The organism is Elusimicrobiota bacterium (assembly GCA_016722575.1).
GTDB lineage: Bacteria > Elusimicrobiota > Elusimicrobia > FEN-1173 > FEN-1173 > JADKIY01.
Genome location: JADKIY010000001.1, coordinates 218,810 through 240,504, shown reverse-complemented (window position 1 = coordinate 240,504; position 21,695 = coordinate 218,810). Strand labels below are relative to the sequence as shown.

The 21,695-nt window shown below is 60.9% G+C and carries 5 protein-coding genes; 4 read left to right on the top strand and 1 reads right to left on the bottom strand.

Features of this window, described 5'->3' with window-relative positions:
- Window positions 1–55 precede the first annotated feature (55 nt).
- Together rnr and IPP68_01015 are read left to right on the top strand one after the other, a co-directional pair.
- Window positions 56–1,981, top strand: coding sequence for a ribonuclease R (gene rnr, locus IPP68_01020; GenBank protein ID MBL0348945.1), 1,926 nt, complete (start codon window positions 56–58; stop codon window positions 1,979–1,981).
- A 111-nt stretch (window positions 1,982–2,092) separates the two neighbouring features.
- A complete protein-coding gene (locus IPP68_01015) occupies window positions 2,093–2,980 on the top strand; it encodes an NmrA family NAD(P)-binding protein (protein MBL0348944.1) in 888 nt (295 codons plus the stop codon).
- A gap of 600 nt (window positions 2,981–3,580) precedes the next feature.
- Here IPP68_01015 and IPP68_01010 read toward each other — a convergent pair.
- A complete protein-coding gene (locus IPP68_01010) occupies window positions 3,581–3,778 on the bottom strand; it encodes a prepilin-type N-terminal cleavage/methylation domain-containing protein (GenBank protein MBL0348943.1) in 198 nt (65 codons plus the stop codon).
- 89 nt (window positions 3,779–3,867) lie between these two features.
- Between IPP68_01010 and IPP68_01005 the strand changes: the two genes are divergently transcribed.
- Together IPP68_01005 and IPP68_01000 are read left to right on the top strand one after the other, a co-directional pair.
- A complete protein-coding gene (locus IPP68_01005) occupies window positions 3,868–5,763 on the top strand; it encodes an AAA family ATPase (protein ID MBL0348942.1) in 1,896 nt (631 codons plus the stop codon).
- 184 nt (window positions 5,764–5,947) lie between these two features.
- Window positions 5,948–21,673, top strand: coding sequence for a hypothetical protein (locus IPP68_01000; GenBank protein MBL0348941.1), 15,726 nt, complete (start codon window positions 5,948–5,950; stop codon window positions 21,671–21,673).
- The last annotated feature ends 22 nt before the right edge of the window (window positions 21,674–21,695 follow it).

Here is a 21,695-nt window from a genome sequence, read left to right as displayed (position 1 = left end):
CCGCTCCCTCAAGCCCGCCGGCGGCCCCGCCCCGTCCCACGGAGCCCCGGGCGAAATGGTGGAAGGAGTCCTCCAAAAAAAACCGCGTTTCGGCTTCGTTCTTTCCGAAAACCCCGACCGTCCCGATTTGTTCGTCGCCGGGCCCAGTTTGCGTTTGGCCATGGACGGGGATCGCGTCCGCGCGCGGGTGACCCGGCCCGGCGTTCGTTCCGAGGGCGAAATTTTGGAAGTTCTCTCCCGCAAGCGGTCGACCTTGGCGGGCGTGTTTCGATCGGCGCCCAAACCCTGCCTTGTGCCCGAAGAAGGCGGCGAACCGGTGCGCGTGTCCGACGTGGGCGGGTTGAAGCCCAAGGACGGCGATTTGTGCGTGCTCCGGGTGAGCCAGTGGCCGGACGGCGAACACGAAGCGGCCGGCACCTTGATTGAAGTCATCGGCCGCCGAAACGATCCCGCGGCGGATCTGGCCTTTCTGTTGCGCAAACACGAATTGCCCGGGGAATTTCCACCCGACGTGGAACGCGGGGCCGCCGCTTTCGGCGACGACGTGCCGCCTTCGGCGTATCAGGGACGCAAGACCTTCTTCGACCTCCCGGTGTTCACCATCGACGGCGCCGACGCCAAGGATTTCGACGACGCGGTGTCCCTGGAGCGGCGTCCGGGCGGGGGCTGGCGCCTGGGGGTTCACATCGCGGACGTGGCTCACTACGTGACCGAAGGAAGCGCCCTGGATCAGGAAGCCATCCACCGGGGCACGAGCGTCTATCTGTCGGGCGCGGTCATCCCCATGCTGCCCTTTCCGCTCTCGGACAATCTCTGCAGCCTTCGCCCCCACGTGGCCCGGCTGACCTTGACCTGCCTCATGGACTTGGACCCTTCGGGCCGTGTGGTGCACCACGAAGTTTTTGAAAGCGTCATTCGGAGCGCCCGCCGTTTCACCTACGACGAGGTGGAGCTGATCCTTCAAGGCCAGCGGTTGGAGGTGTCGGACGCCGTCCGGGACGCGGTTCGGGAAATGGGCGAACTGGCCCGCACCCTGCGGGCCTTGCGCTTCGGCCGCGGTTCCCTGGATTTCGATTTCCCCGAGCCCGTGATCATCGTCGACGACAAAGGCTGGCCCATCGACGCCTGCCGAAAGGAGCGGGGGGAATCCCACCGCCTGATCGAAGAATTCATGTTGCTGGCCAACGAGACCGTCGCCCGGCACATGGCCGCGGGCCCCTTCCTCTACCGCGTTCACGAACGACCGGACCCGGCCAAGATGGACACCCTGGCCAAAACCCTGCGGGCCGTGGGCGTGGCGGTTCCGGCGACCATCGGCTCCGGAAAGCCGGCCGCCCTCCGTCAAGTGCTGGAGAGCGTCAAAGGAAAACCCGTGGAACCCATGGTGCACACCCTGACGCTCCGAAGCTTGAAGCAGGCGGTTTACTCGCCGATCAACAAAGGGCATTTCGGCCTGGCTTCCGAGGCCTACACCCACTTCACCTCGCCCATCCGGCGCTACCCGGATTTGCTCGTCCACCGCATGGTGAAAGAGCGGATTCACGGGCGCTTCGACGCCGCCCGGCAAAGCGCCTGGCGCAGCCGCCTTCCGGGCCAAACCGAGGAGTCCAGCCGCCTGGAACGCCGCGCCGTCGAGGCGGAACGGGAATTCCTGGCGCTCAAGCGCGCCCAGCTCATGACCCGCCGCATCGGCGAAACCTTCGACGCCGTGGTCACGGGCGTCACGGCCTTCGGCGTTTTTGTTCAACCCACGGCGGTGTTCGTGGAAGGTCTCGTCAACGTGGAACGCCTCCCCCGGGACCGCTACCAATTCGACCCTCTGCGCCTCCAGCTTCGGGGGCAGCGAACGAACAAAACCTTTCAGCTCGGCCAGGCCGTTCGCGTGCGATTGGCCGGCGTGAACGTGGAAAAACGCGAGTTGGATTTCGCCCTGGAGGACGCTCCCCCCAAATCGGGAACTTTTTCCCGCCGTCCGCGTTAAATTCGTTGAACCGTTGAACGGTTTCGGGGTCCGTCCCGGCACTCGCCGGGCGTACGTCGATGGTTCATCCCGATCCCCCCGTCCGACCTTGCTTTTCTTTTGGAGGCGTTCATGATCGTCGTCACCGCGGCCACGGGCCACATCGGCCAATCGTTGGTCCAGGAATTGCTGGTCAAGAAACAGAAGGTCCGGGCCGTCGCCCGTGACGCGAAAAAGTTGAAGTTTCTGGCCGATCGGGGAGCCGAAACCGTGTCGGCCGATTTGGCGGATCCGGCCGCCGTGGCCGAAGCGTTCCGGGACGCGACGGCGGTGTTTGCCCTGATTCCGCCTTCCTACGGAGAAGAGGATTTTCGCGGCTACCAAAACAAAGTCAGCGTCGTTCTGGCGGACGCCCTCAAGAACGCCGGGGTCCGGCACGTGGTCAACCTCTCGAGCCTGGGCGCGAACCGGCCCGACAAGACCGGACCCATCAAAGGTCTCCACGACCACGAACAACGGCTCAACAAGTTGGACGGCGTTCACGTCCTTCATTTGCGGCCGACCTATTTCATGGAAAACTTCTTTTTCAGTCTTGGCCTCATCAAGAGCCAGGGGATCAACGGAAGCCCCCTGCTTCCCGACGCGGCTTTTCCCATGATCGCCACCCGCGACATCGCGGCGGTGGCCGCCCGTCGCCTCCTGGCCCGGGATTTCATGGGAAAATCGGTTCAGGAACTTCTGGGGCCGCGGGAAGTGTCCATGGCGGAAGCCACCCGTGTCATCGGAGCGGCCATTGGGAAACCCGCCCTGCCATACGTTCAATTCCCCTACGCCGACGCGCGGGCGGCCATGATCGGCATGGGCATGTCGCCGGACGTGGCGGATCAATTTAACGAGATGTACAAAGCCTTCAATGAAGGCGTGGTTCGTCCCACCCAGGCCCGAGGCCCTCAAACTACGACTCCCACCACCATCGAGGAATTCGCCAAAGGATTTGCGGTCGCCTACAGTCAGAGCTGACTTCATCACGATTCGCCGCTGAACGCATGGCCGTCCCGCTATGGACGGCCATGCGTTTTTATATCAATAAATCAATTCAATTATTAATATTGAATATTTTAATGCCTAATTGGTTGAAGTGTTGCAAGTAAGTTGGCTGAGGACGGGAACCTTCGGTTTCGTCCAGTGTCAAAAGGGGGCAACGGAAATGAAACTTTGCGAGGTGCTTCAATGAAAACGCTCAAACCCCTTTGGTTTCCCACCATGCTGGTCCTGACCTGGTGCGCCTTTGTGCTGGCCACCACCCTGTGGATCCGCGCGGGCGGCTGATTTCCCAGCCACAAATTCACAAAAAAATATCGATTCAATTCACCACGGACTCCAGGCGGCGTCTTAGGAATCCGTGTGGTTGCAATTTACGCGGACTTCGCCGTTCAATCGATTGTAGGCCCAGCCGCGCAGCGGAGGCGCGCCCATATTGGCGTCCCCGATGAACGCGGTCGCACTCGTGAAGGGACTCAGTTGGTGGGAGGGGACGGTCGGTATTTGAATGGCCGGAAATTCGTCCAGATATTTTGGAACCAGCGGGCGAAGAACCGTGATTGCCGCGTGATTTAAATCTTACGGGTACGCCCCATCGTTATCGGCACAATAAATGGAAATGGCGGTTCGGACCGTGCCCAGCTTCCCATGAATGGCGGCTTCTTTGGCCCGGATGACGAGAGCGGAGAATTTGGGGATGGAAATAGCCGCCAAGAGGCCGATGATGGCGACCACCGGCATCAATTCGATGAGAGTAAAACCACGCGCCCGGCGCATGTGACCCCCCGACTGACTTATACCCCCCTCTTTGGCCCCGCCAATAACTTTAAAAGCGTTTTTCCCGCCCAATTGCTAAAATTCCGCCCATGCCGGAAATCGAAGAACACTTTCAAAAACTGATCGACCTCATCGATATCGAGCGCGAGGCCGAGAAGGAAGAGAACAAGCGGGAGCTCGACCGCTGGCCCGTGGAAACCCGGGAGCAGTTGGGGAAAACCGTTTCGCGTCTCGTGATCGAACGTCAGGACGTGGGCGTCGGCGGGATGCCGCTCCTGGTCCTCTCACGGCCCCCGGCCGGCGAAGCCTTGTCGCCCTTTCACGCCATGGATTCCGGCGACATCGTGCGTGTCACTTTTTTGCAGGGGAACTTCGCCAAAGAAGGCACCCTTTACGACGTGGAGGAATACCGCGTCACGGTCGCGCTGAACGAGGAACTGATTGACCCGCCGACGGGGAAATGCCAGATCGACCTTCTGGGGTCGGATGCCACTTACAAACGGATGCGCCGGGCCCTGGACATTGTCCAGCGGGCCACGGGGCGTTTGGGCGATTTGCGCGACGTGTTGATGGGCCTGCGCTCGGCCCAAACCGATCCGCCCAAGGAAATTGAATTTTACAACGAAGGTCTGAACACCTTTCAAAAAGACGCCGTCCGTTCCGCCCTGGCGGCCAAAGACGTGGCGCTGGTGCACGGCCCCCCGGGCACCGGCAAAACGACGGTCCTGGTTGAAATCATCCGGCAGGCCGCTCTTCGCGGTTTGTCGGTATTGGCCACGGCGCCCTCCAATATCGCCGTCGACAACATGCTGGAAAAACTCCTGGACAGCGATCTCCGCGTGGTTCGCCTGGGCCACCCGGCCCGGACCTTGGAAAGCCTGCGCCACGCCACCCTCATGGCCCAAATGGACGAACATCCGGACCAAAAACCCATCGCGCTCATGGACCGGGACCGGGAACAGTTGGTCGTTCAGCGGTATCGTCGGCAAAACCGCGGCACCTACGATCCCATCGAAGACAAGGAAATGAAGAAGGAAATCAAGGCGCTGTGGAAAGAGGCCCGCAACCTCGAAAAGGCCCTGGCCAAGCGCATCATTCAACGGGCCCACGTGGTTTTGGCCACCCATGGCGGTATCGGAAAAAACCTTTCCGGCGAACGCTTTGACCTGGTTTGCTTGGACGAAGCCAGCCAATCGACCGAACCCCTCTCCTGGGTGCCAATTCTATTGGCTCAAAAGATCGTCCTGGCCGGGGATCCCCTCCAATTGCCCCCCACCATCTATTCGAAAGAAGCCGCGGCGGCGGGCCTTAAAACGACGCTGATGGAACGTCTTCAACCGGAATTGCCGGAAAATTTACAGGCCTTGCTTCGTGTCCAATATCGAATGAACGAAACGATCATGCGTTTCTCTTCGGAGCGTTTTTACGAGGGGAAACTGATTGCCGACGAATCCGTGCGGGATCACGACGCCCTGGGACTGCCCCATGTTCAACCCACGGACTTGACCCAGGGAACCTTGGTTTTTGTCGACACCGCCGGGACGGGTTACGCCGAAACATGGAACGAGCTCCTGGACAGCCGGGAAAACGAAGGCGAGGCCCGGTTGGCGGCCCTCCTTTGGGAGGAATTGGAAGGGGCCGGTATCCGACGGGAATGGACCGCGGTCATTTCTCCCTACGGCGCCCAAGTGCGGATGCTTCGGGGTTTCCTTCCCAAGGGGATTGAAGTGGGCACGGTGGACGGTTTCCAGGGGCGTGAAAAAGAAGTGGTGATCGTGTCCCTGGTTCGATCCAACGAAAAAGCCGAGGTGGGCTTCCTATCGGACACCCGCCGGATGAACGTGGCCATGACCCGCGCCCGCCGACTTCTCATCGTCATCGGCGACTCCGCGACCATCGGCCAGCACCCTTTTTACGCCGCCTTTCTGGACCACGTCCAGGCCCACGGACAACACCGCAGCGCTTGGGAGTGGCTGAAGCAATGAATTAATGTGTTGGGTGGAACATTTCCGCCATTTTCCGACGATATAATCCCACCGGCATCAATTTACATTCCCGTTACAATAATTTAAGGCCAAATTCCGACGGTTCTTGTTAACTAGTAATGACGAAAGTACGGCCAGCCCAGCGGCCTACTATATATATGGCCGAGGAGAGGCAAAAGAGCTTATGACCGAAGAGCGCGGGAAAACCTCCGGGATGAAAAAAGCGGCCGCGGCCGTCATCGCGTTCGCTTTCGTTTTAACGTCCGTGGGCGAGCCCTTTGCCCAGACCAGTTTTTGGGCGGATCGTCAAACGTCTCGGGGCCAGGCCTCTTCCTCGGAGGATCGGCGCTCGCAAAATCTTCTCAACGGCCTGTCCTGGCCCAACGAATCGTTGAACCCGGTCTTGGGCGCTTACCGCCTGCCGGCGTCCCTGGGTTCCGTCGTCGAAACCCACCTCGCCGAGGGCGGCAAAGCCGGCCCCACCCTCATTCATTTGCAAGACGCCCACGGTCTCTACCCGGCGCAATTCAACGCCGCGCAAACCTTGGCGGGTCTCCTTCGCGCCGGTTGGTGGAGCGGCGATACCGCCCGGCTGAACGTGTATCAGGAAGGCGGAGCGGGTCCGGCCGATGTGGAGTGGTTGTCGGCCTTCCCGTTTGCGGACATTCGGGAAAAAGTCGCCAAGGCCCATTTGCAAAAGGGGGAACTGACCGGGGAAGAATACCGCTCCATCGTTGAATCGTCCGGCACGGTTCGACTGATCGGGGTTGAAACCGAGAATCTCTATCGAAAAAACCTGGCCGCCCGGCACCAAACCGCCGCGGCCCGCGCCGCCGCGGATCGTTACATGGCGGCCGTGCAAGCCCGCCTGGAGCTCGTCAAAGCCAAGGTCTACCCCGAATCGCTTAAAAAACTCGACGCCCCGCTTCAAAGCTTCGCCGCGCAAAAAATTTCCTTTGTTCAATACGCCCAAGCGCTGCTGTCGGTTTCCCCCGCCGGAGCGTCGGCGGAAACATACCCCAATCTGGACGCCCTGGGCCGCTTGTCCCGCCTGGAATCAAGCCTCGACCTCCGGGCTCTCTCCCAGGATCGGGCGGAGTTGGTGGAAAAAATCGGCCAACGATCGTCCATCGCGGACATCGAAAGCTTGGCCGCCCGGGCCTTGTCTTACCGACAAGGACGGCTGACGGCCGCCGAATTTTATGAGGGTCTTTTGGCCGTGGCCGACGGTCTCAAACGTCAGAAAGTCGACCTCCCGACCCGACGCCTCCGGGACTATGTCGGATACCTGAAACTTTCGGAAAGCCTTCGCCACGAAAGCCTGGTGGCGGAAGTGGACCAGCTCAAGAACCGCCTTCTGGAATCCTTCGCCAAAGACGATAAGGTCTGGCGCCTGGTCGTTTTGGACCGCCGCGTCGCCCTCGAAAAACTGTTGTGGCGTCAGGAAATGACGCCCGATCAATACGCGGCGTTCCGTCAAGAAGGCTCACTGGACTGGAACGAGGTGGAACGCTCTCTGGCCGCCCAGGGCGCGCCCGCGCCCGCCCCGGACTTGTCCTGGGCCAAGTCTCTTCCCCAGGTTCGCGACTATTATGAGCTGGCCTTGGAGCGCGACGTCGCCCTGGTTAAAAACACCTTGGCCGATATGGAAAAAACCGGGGCCCGGCGGGCGGTGTTGATCGCCGGTGGTTTCCACACGCCGGGACTCACCCGACTTCTTCGTCAATCGACCGCCAACTACGCCGTGGTTCAACCCCAATTTGCGACAGACGCGTCGCCTTCCGATTTGACCATCAGCCAGGAGCCCCGCGCTTTTAGCCACACGGTTCGCGAAGCGAACCAGTTGGTGTTTCGGGAGGGGACGTCTCTCTCCCAAAATCTGCCGGGACAAAGCCTCATCGAGATGTTCGCCAAAGGGTCGGAGCGCGTGCTGTCCGTGCCCAAAGGCGAAGCCGCCACCAACGAACAACTCCTGACGACCTACCGGGATTGGTTGAAAACCCAAGGCGTGGCCCTGGAGCTTCGGGAAGTGGCCCAGCTGGTCGACAACGCCGGCAACAAGGCCCAAACCCTTTTGTTCGGCGAATTCAACGGACACGTTTTTATCATCGCCAGCGACTTGACGTCGGACCAAATCACCTGGATCACCGAAGACACCGTCCGCAACGGCGAAACGGCGAACCTGAACAGGCGATTTTCGTCGCTTCTTCAATCCCGGCCCGGTTTGCAAAAACTGTGGGCCGACGTTCTGACCGCCTTCCGATCTCTGAGCGCGGCCCAGGGTCGGGGGAACACCGCCCAACTGCGCCGAACCCTCGACGAACGCTGGGCGGCCTTTTCCACCGCCGGACAACTTCGGCAACTGGCCCAAACGGCGGTCAATGTCGATGTTCTTCCCACCGCCCAGGTTCAAAAAGGCGAAACGGCCTTGGCCGCCGCCCGCCGGGCCACGGCGTTTTCCTCCTCGCGGGTCTGGGGCTCCCTGGTCCGTTCCTGGCCCTCGACCCGAAAATGGGCCGTCGGCGCGTTGCTCTTTTTGGCCGCGCCCGTGGCCATGGCGGGCGAAGCGGCGGGCCTCTCCGTTGGGGTTTCCCCCGCGGGGTTGTTGAGCCTTCTGGCCGGCGCCACCGCCTTGGGTTGGGCCGGGTTCCGCTTCGCCCGGTCCCGATCCATGGGCCCCCGTCTTCGAACCTTGCTTTTGGCCGTCGCCTTGGGTGTTCCCGCGCTCCTGGCCACTTCCGCTTTCAATTCGGTGGAAGCCGCCCAGCTTTCGGCGGACGGGGCCCATTACACGGTGGAAATGAAAGACACCGTGTGGAGCATGGCGCGCCAGGATTTGGTGAAAGCCGGCGCGGCCTCGCTGACCAACACGGACATTGCCCAACGCGTCGCCGACTACGCCAAGGCAAATCCCGGCGTTGATCTCCACCACATTTCGCTTGGCCAATCGATTGAACGGCCGGTTGTGCCCGGAGAAGCAACGTCCGCGGGCGCGGTCGACGCCCCGGCCACCACGGCAAATCTTAACACCGTCGACGGCCCCTTCTCCCCGGAGGCGGCGCTCCCGGTCCCGCCGGCAATCCCCGCGGACGGGCTGGCGCCCCCCTCCGTCCCCTCCGCCCAAAACCGGAGCGACGCCGGCCCAACGGCCCAAGGGCCCACCCCCGGACCGGAGGGGACCGGCGCGACTCCCGATCGGTCGGCCGCCACCGGACGCTTCTCTTGGCCGTCGGCGTTGAACGTCGGCGTCCTTTCCAAAGTGGGCGCGGCGATTCTCATGTTCTTTATGCTGCCCGACACCGGATCGGCTTTTGACGCCGCACAACAAATGTCGGCCGCCGGCGCCCCCGACACCGGGATGCAACTTAAACTGGCCACTGAAATGGCCGGTCCGGCTTTTAGCTTGTCCGGGCTCCTGGAATCCCTGCGGATCGGTTTTTCGCTTTACATCGGCCCCTGGGCCGCCGCGGTCCAAGGCTGGCTGGCCGACGCCTCCTTCGCGGATTGGGTCACTCCCACCTTTGCCATGGCCGGAATGGTCGGAACTCTCCGCCTTTGGCGCGGAACGCCCAACGGTGAAGACGTCCAGCGTTGGTCCGACCGCGTGGCCGCCCGAATGACCGGGGAGTTGGAAAAAGGGCCCCGAACGGCGCCCAAATCCTGGAACGCCCCCCTGCGTCGGTGGCGCCGCAACCAATTGACCGCGGAAGACGAGGCGCGGGTGGCCGCGACGCCGGCGGGAATTCGCCGAACGATGCTGCGAAACTACCTGGCGTTTAGGCAGGGGCAATTCCCCCGCTACAACACCTACGGCGCCCACGGTCGCTACATTTCCTTTATCGGCCTTTCGGAAATCAAACGGATGACCGCCCGGGTCGAAAAATCCGACGAAACCTTGGCCGCTTTGCGACGTCGAGCCAAAGAACTCGACAAAAAGATCAAACGGCTCGTGGGCGATCGAAGCACCCTCGCCAGCGACGAAAAGCGGCGGGAGTTGGCCGAGCTCAATCGGGCCCGGGACCAAATCGACGTTGACGCCGTCGCCCGCCGCACCGTCCTCCAACGCCCGTTCGTTGACGCTCTTCGGCAGGCCCTGGCCCAACGCAAAGACGGCGTGCTCGGAGAAACCGGCGATTCGTTGCGGGAACAGCGCGACGTGATGTGGCGGACGTTCGAAGGGACGTACGCCTATTACGAAACACGCCTCGTGCCCGACGGTTTTCAGCTGCAAATGGGGGCGCGCTTTTTCCTGACCTTGGCCGCCATCGGGCGATTGGCCTTTACGGGTATTTTCCTCTCCCAGGTTTTTTTCTTCCCCTCCTTCGCATTGACCGCCGTTTCGTGGGTGGTCCTGGGGCCCCTCCTCTACAACATTTCCCGTTCCTTTGTGGATCCCCTGCTCGTCATGGTTTTTATGATGTTCGGACCGCCGCCTCAGGGGCACGCTCGGCGGGACTTCCTGGAGGTCGTGCGCGAGCACGCCCAAAAGACCGGCCGTCCCTACGCCTTCTCCGTGGAAGTCCCCAAATGGTCGGGCAACCCGCTCGATGGCTACTTAAAGACGGACATCGGCGCCGCTTATTTCAAATCGGCCAACGGCCTCACGGCGAGTTTCGATCTCTCCCCGACGGCCCCCAGCGCGGCCCTTCAATTTCCCCGTACTCTGGACGCCGCGGGACAAGCCGAATTCACCCGATTCATTCAAGAAAAAATGTGGGAAGGTTTCCGGCTGGACGTCGCCGTGACGTTCGAGGACGTCCGGGCCAAGGATGGATCGGTGACTCCCGGGGTGACCGTGGCCCGTCTCCGTCCCGCGGCGGGAACCGCCGGGCAACGGTTTGAAACCCGGGTCAACGAGATTTTGGCCGCCGCGCGCGGCGAACCCCAACGCTTGTCGGTCGACGGGGTCCGCGTGGTCGACAACGAATGGGTCGAAGTGGATGTCACGGAAAATTATGTCAATCCCCTCGGCGTCGGGTTCCCCGAAATCGGCGGCCCCACCGCGGCCGAGGAAAAAACCTGGGCGGGCCTGGGGAAAATGATCGAAAAGGAATACGGGCTTCCCCTTTCCCTCGCGGCGGATCGGGAACCCAACATCTCCGTCCGGTTCGATCAAGTCGGGGAGCAAGTGGTCCGCCGGGTGGTCTACCGCTATGGCGTCCCCCGCCAATACCGCAACGAAATCGCCCAAAACCTCGACACAACCACTCGTTTTCTGGACACGATCCATCTGGAGGCGGATGTCTGGGCCGCCTACCGCCGGGTGGACATCGAGAACCTCCGGCAAACCTTGCGCGACACCGCGGTGGAGCCCGGATCGCCCGAAATCTTTACGATTTCCTTCGCCATGCCCACCAACACCAGCAACGCCCAGCTCATCCCCTACGAACTGGAAAACCTCCAACGGCTTCAGGCGGAAATGGACGCGGAATTCCCGGGCCGGGTCAGCTTCGTTTACTTCAACCAATCCATGGAGTGGGCCGAAGCGTTTTTGGCGGGCCCCGCCGCGGTTTCGGCGGTGTCCGCCGCCATCGGGGACGCGGATCCCCTGAAAAAACTCGGCAACCAATTTACGCTCTTCGACAAAGAAGGAGCGCGGCTCTACGTTAACGTTCAAGGGAACGCCGTCACCACGGTTCGGGTGAGCGTCCAGGGCCGACGCACCGTCCGAACGCTCTCGCGGGGCGAGGCGACGGAATTGATCAAAGGGGTCGACGCTTCCGCGGTGGATCGCGTGGTGCAATGGAAACGGGGCGGCTGGGGCAAAAAACTCGGCAACGTGGCGGGGTTGGAATGGTTGAAGTCCGGCCACACGCGTCCCCCGGCCTACAACAATCCGGATGGCCACGAAAATTTCACCAACCCCGACGCTCCGCTCTTCCCCAACGCCAACCTCATGGCGGGCGACATCCTGGGGTACTTCCGCAACGACGTGGTGATCCACCGGGCGGACGGGACCACCGTCCGGTTTGCGGGGTCGAAAACCGACGCCAATCAAATTTCAGTGACCGAGAGCCGGGGCGGGACTCGAACGCTGACCCGCGCCGAGGCCAACAAAGAGTTGGCCCAGCGCATCGCCGATTTTCACACCGATCGAATGACCGACGGGGAAGGTCGTCCCCTGGAACCCGACGATTTGAGCGTCGTCATGGACGACAAGAACTCCATTTTGCCGGGGGCGGTGGAGGCCGCCATCGGCGTCGCCGAACACCCCGCCAACCAGGGCGTGGTCGGGTTCAACCCCGCCATCGAAGTCGACCCCCCGCGCAACACCCGCGGCGGCCAGGCCGGGTCTTATTTCTCCAGCATTCTCCTGGATTACTTGGACAAGTCCCGGGTGATCCACAACATGTACGACGCCCGGTTCAAAGCCGGTTTGTTCGGAAAGATGTCGGCCATGTACGGCAAAATTTTCAAACGCGCCGCCTACGGGGATTCCTTCACCGATGAGCGGGTCACCGTCGCCCGGGCCCTTTCCCACGACTGGCAGGAAAGCCAATTCTCCCCCACGGAAGCCGTGTACGGCGACGTCGCCCACACGTTCCAGTTGATGGAAACCTCTCGAGACGAAAAAAACCGGGAAGCCGTCCAGGTGTTCCGAATGCAATTGGGGAATCGATTTGAGTTGCTTCGGCTGGTGATGTCCCCGGTGGCCGACCGTCCGGGCCGCGTGAGCCTCACGGTGGAACGACTGAACCCCGAGGGCCAATGGACGGCCTGGCGCACTTTCGCCGCCTCGGAAACGGAAAGCGCGAAAGTCCTCGTCACCCGGGTGGCGGCCTATCTCACCAACGCCATCGGGGTTCGGGAGCGGGATCTGCTGACCCTGGCCGGCGTGGTGGACCGGGATTTCCGCTGGCTCCGGGGCGATCTCCAGATGCAGTCCACGGCCAAGCCCTACGAAAAAGACGCCTTGCCCCACGCCCACCGTTACCACCTGGGGGGCATCGATTTCCGCCTGAACGGCGATCCCTCCTTCTTGATTGTGCTGGCCGGCCTGATTCCCCTCTGGTTGTTCCCCGACCAAGCGCTCATGGTCAACAAAACCCTGGCCTACGTCCTTTTCGGAATCACCATGCTGGGCGTGGCTTTCCGGGGCCATTTCCTTTATCCCGCCTACTACGACGCCATGAGCCGGGTGCAGGTCCTGACCGTCAACCCGTGGCTCGGCAAACCGCTTTTGTGGGGCCTGTTGGTCGTGTTCGGCGTGAAGAATTTCCTTCTCTCGCTGCTCACGATTTCGGCCACCACGCTGATGTCCTTGCCCATCGCCATCAAGCGGACTTTCTATTTGGAAACCGTCGCCAAAGTCATCGAATTCGTCAAAAACGTTCCGTCGGTGTGGGTCACCTCCAGCGCCACGGTTGTGCGCGAACTCATGGGCGTGCGGATCGCCGACACCTGGAAAAGCGAAATTTCGTTGATGAACTTGGTCGTCTTCGGCGGGCTCAGTTTCGCGGCCTTCGCGGGCCTGATCTACACGGGGAACATTTATTTCGGCGCCCTTTTCCCTCTGGGCATTTCCATCATCGTGGCTTCCATCCTGACGGGCTGGGTCATCGCCCACTTCGCCGGCCAGGCCTACCGTCGGGACGATCGCAGCGCCATGATGAAACGCTGGTTCCAGGTTTACGGGCTCTCGGCCCTGATCGCCGGCTTCATTTTCTTCGCCCCCGTCACCAACTTCCTGACGGACCTAAAAATTCAGTCGCTCCGAACGCCCACCGCCGCGGAAATCGTTCTGAAGCAATTGGCCGACCCGGTCACCAAGCCCCGCCCCTACACGGGGGTCGACATTTCCGGCGGCCTGGCCCTGCAGGTCCAACGCACGGAGCCCATTGCCCAGGAAGCCGCCCCCAAAATCCTGCAAGCGGCCCTGAACGTGGGCGCCGGCGTCAAGGCCGAAGTTTTTCCCGGGGTCGAATCGATCCGGCTCACCGGGATTCCCAACACGGCCCTCCCGTTGCCCGGGGACGTGCGAACCAGTCCTTACACGACGGCGCAGTTTCAGCCCCCGGAACCCCTTGGGATGTTGAAGAAACCTCAATTAACGGACGATCAGACCAAGAAATTAGCCTATCTTCTTTCCCAGTTGGATCGAATGAACGCCGACGAAGTAAAATGGGAAAACGTCGCGATTTACGGCGGTTCCACGGCCTTGATCACCCTGGTGCCCCCCTCCGCCATTGGGCTCAAGGTGGCCGACGTCGGCGCCTACCTCAAAATGTTGTCCACCGGCTATCCCTGGTTGCGGGAACCCATGGTGGCGAAATACTGGGCCCAGACGGCCCTCTTGCTGGACATCAACGCCTCCATGGGCGACGCGAAAACCGCCAAGGCCGCCCAGGTCCGGTCGGTCAAGGACATTTCCCAATTGCTCCTTTGGGACAAGATCAAAGAGGTGTGGGACGTTGACTACACGAAGTTCGTCCAACAGGGCCAGTCCCTCCGGAATCCCAAAACAGGCGCTCCGATGATCACCGAGGACGATTACCGCGAGCTGGCGGATAAAGCCACCGGGTCCATGGACAAATACGAGGTCCTTTCCACGGCCGTCATCAACTTGCACTACGGTTTGGGATACCCGCTCGAAAAGATTACGCCGGAGCTTATTTGGCGCTTTACCCGGCTTTCCTACGAAATCGAAAAGTCCTGGGAGGCCGTGGTTCCCAGCGTCGATATCAAGCCGGTCCAGTTGTTCCCCAAACCCGTCGCCAAAGGGTTGCGGATCATGGGGAACATCACCTTCGTGCTCCCGGTCAAAATCCCCTTTATTTCGGACGCCCACTTGGAAATGATTCCCATGGTTACCGCCTTCTATCAGGAACCGGGCGGTCTTCAGGAATTTTTGACCCAAATGCTGGAACACAACGAAAAGAATTTGCGGGAACCAAGCTCGGAAGAATACATGAAGACCTTCCTGGAGCGGATCGGCGCCGAATACATTCAGCAATACAGCGATCCGGCCAAATTCCCGGCGGACCCCGCCCTCTACGCTCTGGTCAAGGACCGAATGACCGAAGATTTAAAGAAGTTCAACAAAAAGCCCTCGGACAAGGATCTTCGGCTGGCCTATCTTCAAACCGAGTACAACCTCGGCCGGATCGCCTATTTCAATCGGGCCAAAGTCGAAACGAAAAACATGGCCGAGATCCGAACGGCCGCGTTGTCCGTCGCCCGGGAATTGTCCACGATCCAAAGCATCGCCAAGTCCCTGGCGCCGCGCCTCTACGAGAGCCACATGAAAATGGAGCCGGGCGTCCTGGAAGTGGAGGGGATCATGCTTTACCTCCTCCAAGGGGAACCCGAGCGCAAGACCGAATATTTGCGCGTGTTCCGGGACGTCCTCAAATCGTCCGAGGCGATCCTGGCGGACATGGCCCAAAACAAGTGGGCCGTGAGCGACGCCTACACCCAGCACGTGCTTTCCCTGTTGCCTCCGGCGCTGGTGGCCGACATGTCGCCCAAAGCCAAGGAATACAACGTCTTGCGGGACCTTTCCATGTTGCAACTGAACATTCAACTGAATGGGATCAAGAAAGCCGACGGCCGGCCCTACACCTACAAGGAAACCATGGAAGCCCTGTTGGCGGTCAAGGCCCGGGTGGCGGGTCTCCGGGTGCCGGAAAAACCGGGCATCATGGCGACCATGCTGCTCCATTCCCTCAAAATGAAAACCCAGCACCCGGAAGTGACCGACAAGGAATATTGGGAAGGCAACCGGCTGCCGGTGTTGCGCTATTGGGCGGCCTGGAGCGCTTCGCCGGAATTGATGAAAAAACTCGACGCGGATCCCCACTGGGCCTGGTATCGGAACAAGATCAACGGGGAAATCGAAGCCGAAATGGGCGCCAAGATCACGGACCCCGAGGTGCGTCAGTTCAACGCCGTTCAAAGCATGGCCCAATTGGCCGACGCCGTTTACAACGCCTTTCCCAACCTCAAGAAAGAGCATCGGGGCGATCCCGCCCGGACGGCCGACCTTCTCCTCTCCCTGGCTCACCGTTCCGAGGCTTACACCCAATTCTTCGGCACCTTGAAAAACATGCCGGTCAACGCCATTGGTTTCCAGGAATACTTCGTGGTGGCCGGCTACGAATTGAACGGCATGGCCCAGAAATTCGATCCTAAAAAAGCTTTTGAAAAAGAAATAGACGGGTTTGTGCTCCGTCCTGTCAACGATCTGTGGAACACCGGCCTTTACGAATCCCTGCCCAAGACCTTCGTGGACGCCGTGCGGGTGCGCATGAAAGACACCCAGGACCGTCTGGGCATCGGCGATCGTCCGATCAAGGCGGACGATTTGAAAATCCAGGCCATTCAGGCTTTTTACAAAATGACGGCCTCCGCCCTGTTCAGCGAAAAGTATCCCACGCCTCTTCCCGCCTATTCGCCGGCCTTTTTGAAGGACGTGGTGACCTTGGGCCGGGAATTGGTCGGCTACGCCGTTCAAGTCGGCGAACAATCGGCCGGAATGCCCCGGGTCAACGATTACGTGGTCAAAGAGCCCGGCATTCTGGAAAACGAAGCCATTCAAATTTATTTGCTCAAAAAAAGGGCGGGCGCTAATTTCAACGTTAAGAATTATATTTCTTACACCCGAACGATCTTCGCAAAAATCGATTCCATCCTGCGGGACCAGCCCGGGGTCCTGAAATCGGAAACCTTCGCGAAATACCGCGCCATCAAATCCACCCTCCTCTCGGAGCAAGCCAACAAACAGATGAGCGACCGGGGTCGGGACTTCCTGGCCCTGCGTTCCCTGTCCAACTTGGTCGTCAACGCCGAGCACAACGACATGCGGCCCAAGGCCCCCCTGGCGGCCCGGGCCTTGAGCGCCGAAGGTTGGATGGCGGCCTACCTGGACGCCTGGGATCATTTTGAAAATGCCCCCAAATACGGCGGCAAAAAATACCAGCACGTTCCTTACCGCGAAGAAGGGTTCGTGGACATGGTGACCCTCTTGAAACAGAAATGGGGGTTCACCAAATTCTGGGAATCCTATTACTACGAACGCTTAAACCAAGTGGAACAGTTCATGTCCGACCCGGCCTTCCTCAAATTCATCCGAACGGCGGGCGGTCAGGGCGAAAAACTACTGTGGGTGATCAACGACGACATCTTTCAGAAATCCGGCATCCGCTTCGACTCCAACCACCCGATTTTCACCTTCAACGGCGTCATCGGATTGACCGAAATGTTCATCGACGCGGCCAAAAAATTCCCCGGGACCGAAGTCGATTATCAGTTGCTCGCGACCCGGTATCTCCGGTATTACGATCTCTTTCACACCGCCGACCCGGCCACCGGCAAGCCCCGTTTCCCGAACCTGCCTTTCGCGGAAGAAGGCTTCATCGAAAGCTTGGTGACCGGCGGCTACAACTTCGAAGCCAACGGCGGAACCTTCGAAGACGAATTGCGAATCATGAAGCTGCGGGACGTGGACGCGTTGATGGGGGCCAAGCTGTTGGACCCCGACGAGAAATTCCGCGACACCTTTGTGCGCGGGTATTTGGAAGGCATCATCCGGTCCGAATCCACGGTCCCGCCCGGGGTGAGCGCCCCGGTGATCGATTTCTTCATTCTTCAGAAAATCGTTGGCATCGGGCAAACGTACAACATGTTGACGGGTCCGTCGGTCGGGGTGGGGCAACCCTCCTCGGTGGACGTTCGAAAGGACACGCCGGTCCTCAAAACGGCCATGCGGGCCCTCGTGTTTGTGCACGGCGGGATTCGTCAGCAAACGGCCGACCATAAGGACCTCTACCCGAAACTTCGGCCCATTTTCAATATTCTCGGCGAGTCCGAGAAATGGGTGGGCCGCATGCACGCCACCGGCTTGCTGGTGGAGGATCGATTTCCGGAAGTTTTCACCCACTACATCGACGTGCTGGAACGCCACTTCGACGAGCTGAAGGGCACGTACCTTCCGCCCGAGCAAGGCGCCGGCGGGGCCCGCTATCTGGGCGAATTGGGAACGTACCTCCGGGTGTTGAAAGAAAACCTCCGCAAGGACGCCGCCGCCATCGAGGCGCGATTCGTCACGCGGGACCAGCGCACGCGCCAATTGGGCCAGGCCGCGGGATTGGAAGAGGAGAAGGCCGGTGCCGCCGAAGAAGAAAGCCGGGCCCGCGTTGTTTTCGTCCGCCCGGAAATCGACGAGAGCCAGTTTATTCTCGACGCCGGGTACATCGTCACTGAAATCCTGCGGGACATGGAGCACGAAATCGGCGCCTCCGGCAACGCCGCCCTCAAAAACGTGACCGTGGACCGGCTGATGAGCCACTATTTCAAGACGTTGGCCCATCTGAAAACCACGCACTACAAAAACCAGATCATGCAAATTCAAAGCTACCGGGATTCCGAAGCCCTGGGCCGTTTGAACGGCAAGATCAACAACTACGCCATGCGGTTCGCCTTCATCGACTACCTGGTGTATTCGGCCCAGGGGGACGCCGGCCTTCGCGCGTTTTTTGAATCCAAGGGTATAAAGTCCGCCGAAGAGTTCATGGATCGGTTTTACGCCAACCTCGGCATCGTCCAAAAAACCGACGGGTTGAAGCAGGCGTTGGACGAACTGCGGAACGCGAACGAATACTCCGCGGAGGGCGTCGAGTTCAGTTACGCCATGATGCTGACGTTGAACCACAAGATCACGCCCGAAACGCTCACCCGCGTTGCCACCCACATTCCCGACGTCCTCCGGGATTACAACGAATATTTGTTGAAGCCCGGCGTGGGCGCCACGGGCAAATCCCTGAAATTCCGGGTGGACTCGGCCGTGATCCTGTACGAGGCGCTGGCGCGGGAATTGGCCCTGGCCCGGCCCTTCGGCGATACCGGCGATCGCATGGAAGTCAAACAAAAGCGAACCAACGAGCCCTGGATGGTGGACACCCTGGTCAAGGCCGTCTACGGCAATCTTTTCGGCATCTATTTGGAAGACGAGAATCCCGAACACAAGAAATTGATGAAAGAATGGGAAATCAAGGCCTTCGGCAAGGATTTGAAAAGCATGGTCCAGCAACTGGCGTCCGAGCCGACGGTGATGGGCCAGAAAAACGCCTACTTCGATGAAATCACGAAGGTGGACGAGGCGATTCGGGAACGAACGGCTAAATACGAAGCCGCCAAAGGCGATCTCCGGGAGTCCCTGGCCGAGGATTATCAAATCCAAATCCGAATTCTTAAACAAATTCGGGCCAGCCTTGAAGAACGAATGGGTTATCTGTTGCAATTGGCCGAAACCATGGACCGCACCTACGCCGCGGGGGTTCAAGACAAAAACCAGGCCGTCTTGGAAATGCTGATTCTCTTGTCGGCCATCGGGTTCGGCGCCGGGCTGGTGTCTTTCTCCCGCCGACGCTCGGACCGATCTTCCCGGGAGGGATTGACGGGCATCGACCGCCTGCGGGCCGATTTGGCCGATTTGAACGCCCGTCGTAAACAGGTTCCGTACCTGGGCAACGCCGCCCTGGCGATTTATCTGGGTCTGCCCGCCGCCTACGGGCTGTATTTCGGAGCGGTACTTCCCCGTCTGGCCCAGGACACCGGATCGGTCTTTAGTCAGGCGCCTTATCAATTTGAGGCCCCCCGGGATTCCCAGGGAACCCTGTTCGCCGACGGCGGATTCGTCGTTCGCGAAAACCGGGAAACGCGGGACGGCCGACCCATCGTGGAACACAAAATCATGAGCGGGGGTTACTTGGTGGGTCGGGTCGAACTCAACACGGGCTACGCCGAATTCATGCCCGGCGCCGTTCCGGGGGCCAACGGGTTGTCCTACCCCCTGAACCCCGGGCCGTCCTTGGTGATGCTGGGGTTTGGGGAAAACAAACCCGACGGTAAAAAGGCCTACAGCTACCGCGGGTCCCTGAATCAAGTCACCTACGCCGTTGATTCGAGCGGGCGTCTTGTTCTGTCCGGCACGTTGCGCGACGCCGGCGGCGCCTTTGAAGCCAAAAACTATCAAATGGTCGTGAGCGTGTCCGCGGGACAGACCCGCGTCAACGTGTCCGGCGACTTTACGGCCCGGCGGGCGCTCAACGTCAGCGAATTCAACATCGGCAGTCTCAACACCCAAAGCTACATCGGCGTTCCCCAGGGGGCCCCGTCGCCGTCGGACCGCTCGTTGTCGTTGGAAGCGCAGGGCGCCGTCCCGGCCAACCGGGTCTACCTCTATTTCGGCAACGACCAAAAACTTCCGTCCAGCGGCTTAACCCCCTGGACCGTTCAATCGGTGTCCTTGGGCGGCACCGCTTACAACAACACCCCCAGCGTCCGAATTGTCCCCGAGTCGATCACCTTCAACGGCCGAAAAATGGATCCCGTGGCCGCCTACACCCTCTTGCCGAACCAATTCGATCGCCACAACGTGGCCATCGCCCCGGTCATCGGCGGCGGGACGCCGCTCTCCCTGCAGGCCGGCGGGCAAATCAGCGTTCGCTACACGGTGGACATCACGCCGGTGGTCGTGAAGAACGACGGCGCGGCCGCGCCGTCGGCTCCCGCCAGCGGCGCCGCGAACGCCACGGTCAAAAAACCTTTCAGCCTTTGGCAGACGGGAATGGCCTTCCTGGTCTTCGCGGGAGCGGCCTATTTCGGCTACGACGCCGCGGCGGCGGGGTCCGCGAGCCAAATGGTATTGGGTGGGTTTGTGGGATTGCTCGGTTCCTGGGGCTCCCTCTTTTACGGCCGCCACCTGACCTTGGGCCTCTTTGCCCTCGCCGCGCGACCCGCGACACGCTCTAACGAGAAGCTGGATTTGGGTGTTTTGGCCGCCCGGCACGGGTTGGCAAGTTTGGAATCGGTCGGCAATTTGCCCGTCGGGATTTTCGCTGAAATCGAACCCTCCTCGGGCCGCGGGTTCATCGCTTCCTGGTTGGTGGCTCCCTGGGAACGGGCCGACGGGGTTCGACGCGCCCTGGTGAGGCTCGTCCTCGTTCACGAAGCGCAGCGCCTCCGTTTCCGGAAGCTCGGGTTTTTTCAAACGTCCTTTTTGTATCTGATCAAGCCCTTCTCCGCGGTTTTCAAAGCACTTCGAGAGAGCTTGGACGGGAACTTCCGAGCAACTTGGACGGGCGCGAGCGAATGGGCCCAAATGGGATCGGGACTGTTCAGCTACGCCGCGAACACGGCGTTGAAAACCCTTCCAGCGGCACCCGCCCTGCTCGTGGCCGGTCCCGTGGCGGGATTGGGCGGCGCCTCCTTCCTGACCGGCGCCCTGGGATTGGTGGCCGGTCCGACGCTTTGGACTCTTCCAGACTCTTTGCACTCTCTCCTGCGGGGCGGCGGGTTCCTGGGCGCGCCGGGAGTGGCCGACAGCCGCAAGGGCGACGCCCTGGTGGTCAGCCTCCCCGAAGGCAAGCTTTCCCCGGCCGTGGGCCGGGCCCTCCTTCAATTTCTTTCCGGCATCGGCGGGCGCCTGGAATCGGACGGCGGACGAGCCCCCGTTCACGTGGAACTCGTGGTCGGCACCGAGGCTCCTTCGGCCGCCCAACGGGAGCAACTGACCGCCGCCTTCCGCCAATTGGCCCAATCCGGCGGTGTTTCCAAGGACCTTCAGGATCGGCTGACGGTCAACGTGGCCCACCGCGATCCCGAAGCCTTGAAGCTTCGCCTGGGCGAATTGGCCCTGGCTTCCAATATCAACGTTCTTTCCGGCGGGGAGGAAGCCCCCTTCTGGTTCGGCCTCGGGGTTCCCCTGCGCCTCTTCGCGGTCCGCCTGCTCGAGAAATTGACCCGGGTGGAGGTCGAAGTTGTCTTCACCGGCGCCGAAGCCGAGGCCGTGGCCCGCTTGACCGGCCGGAACGTGGAAAACGGCCAATTGCGCTTGAACGCCCTGGGTCGCCCCCTGGACATTCTGGACGCCGACACCCGGAAAATCGAGACCTTCAACCAACAAGCCTGAGCCCCCGGGAGCCCCGAAATCC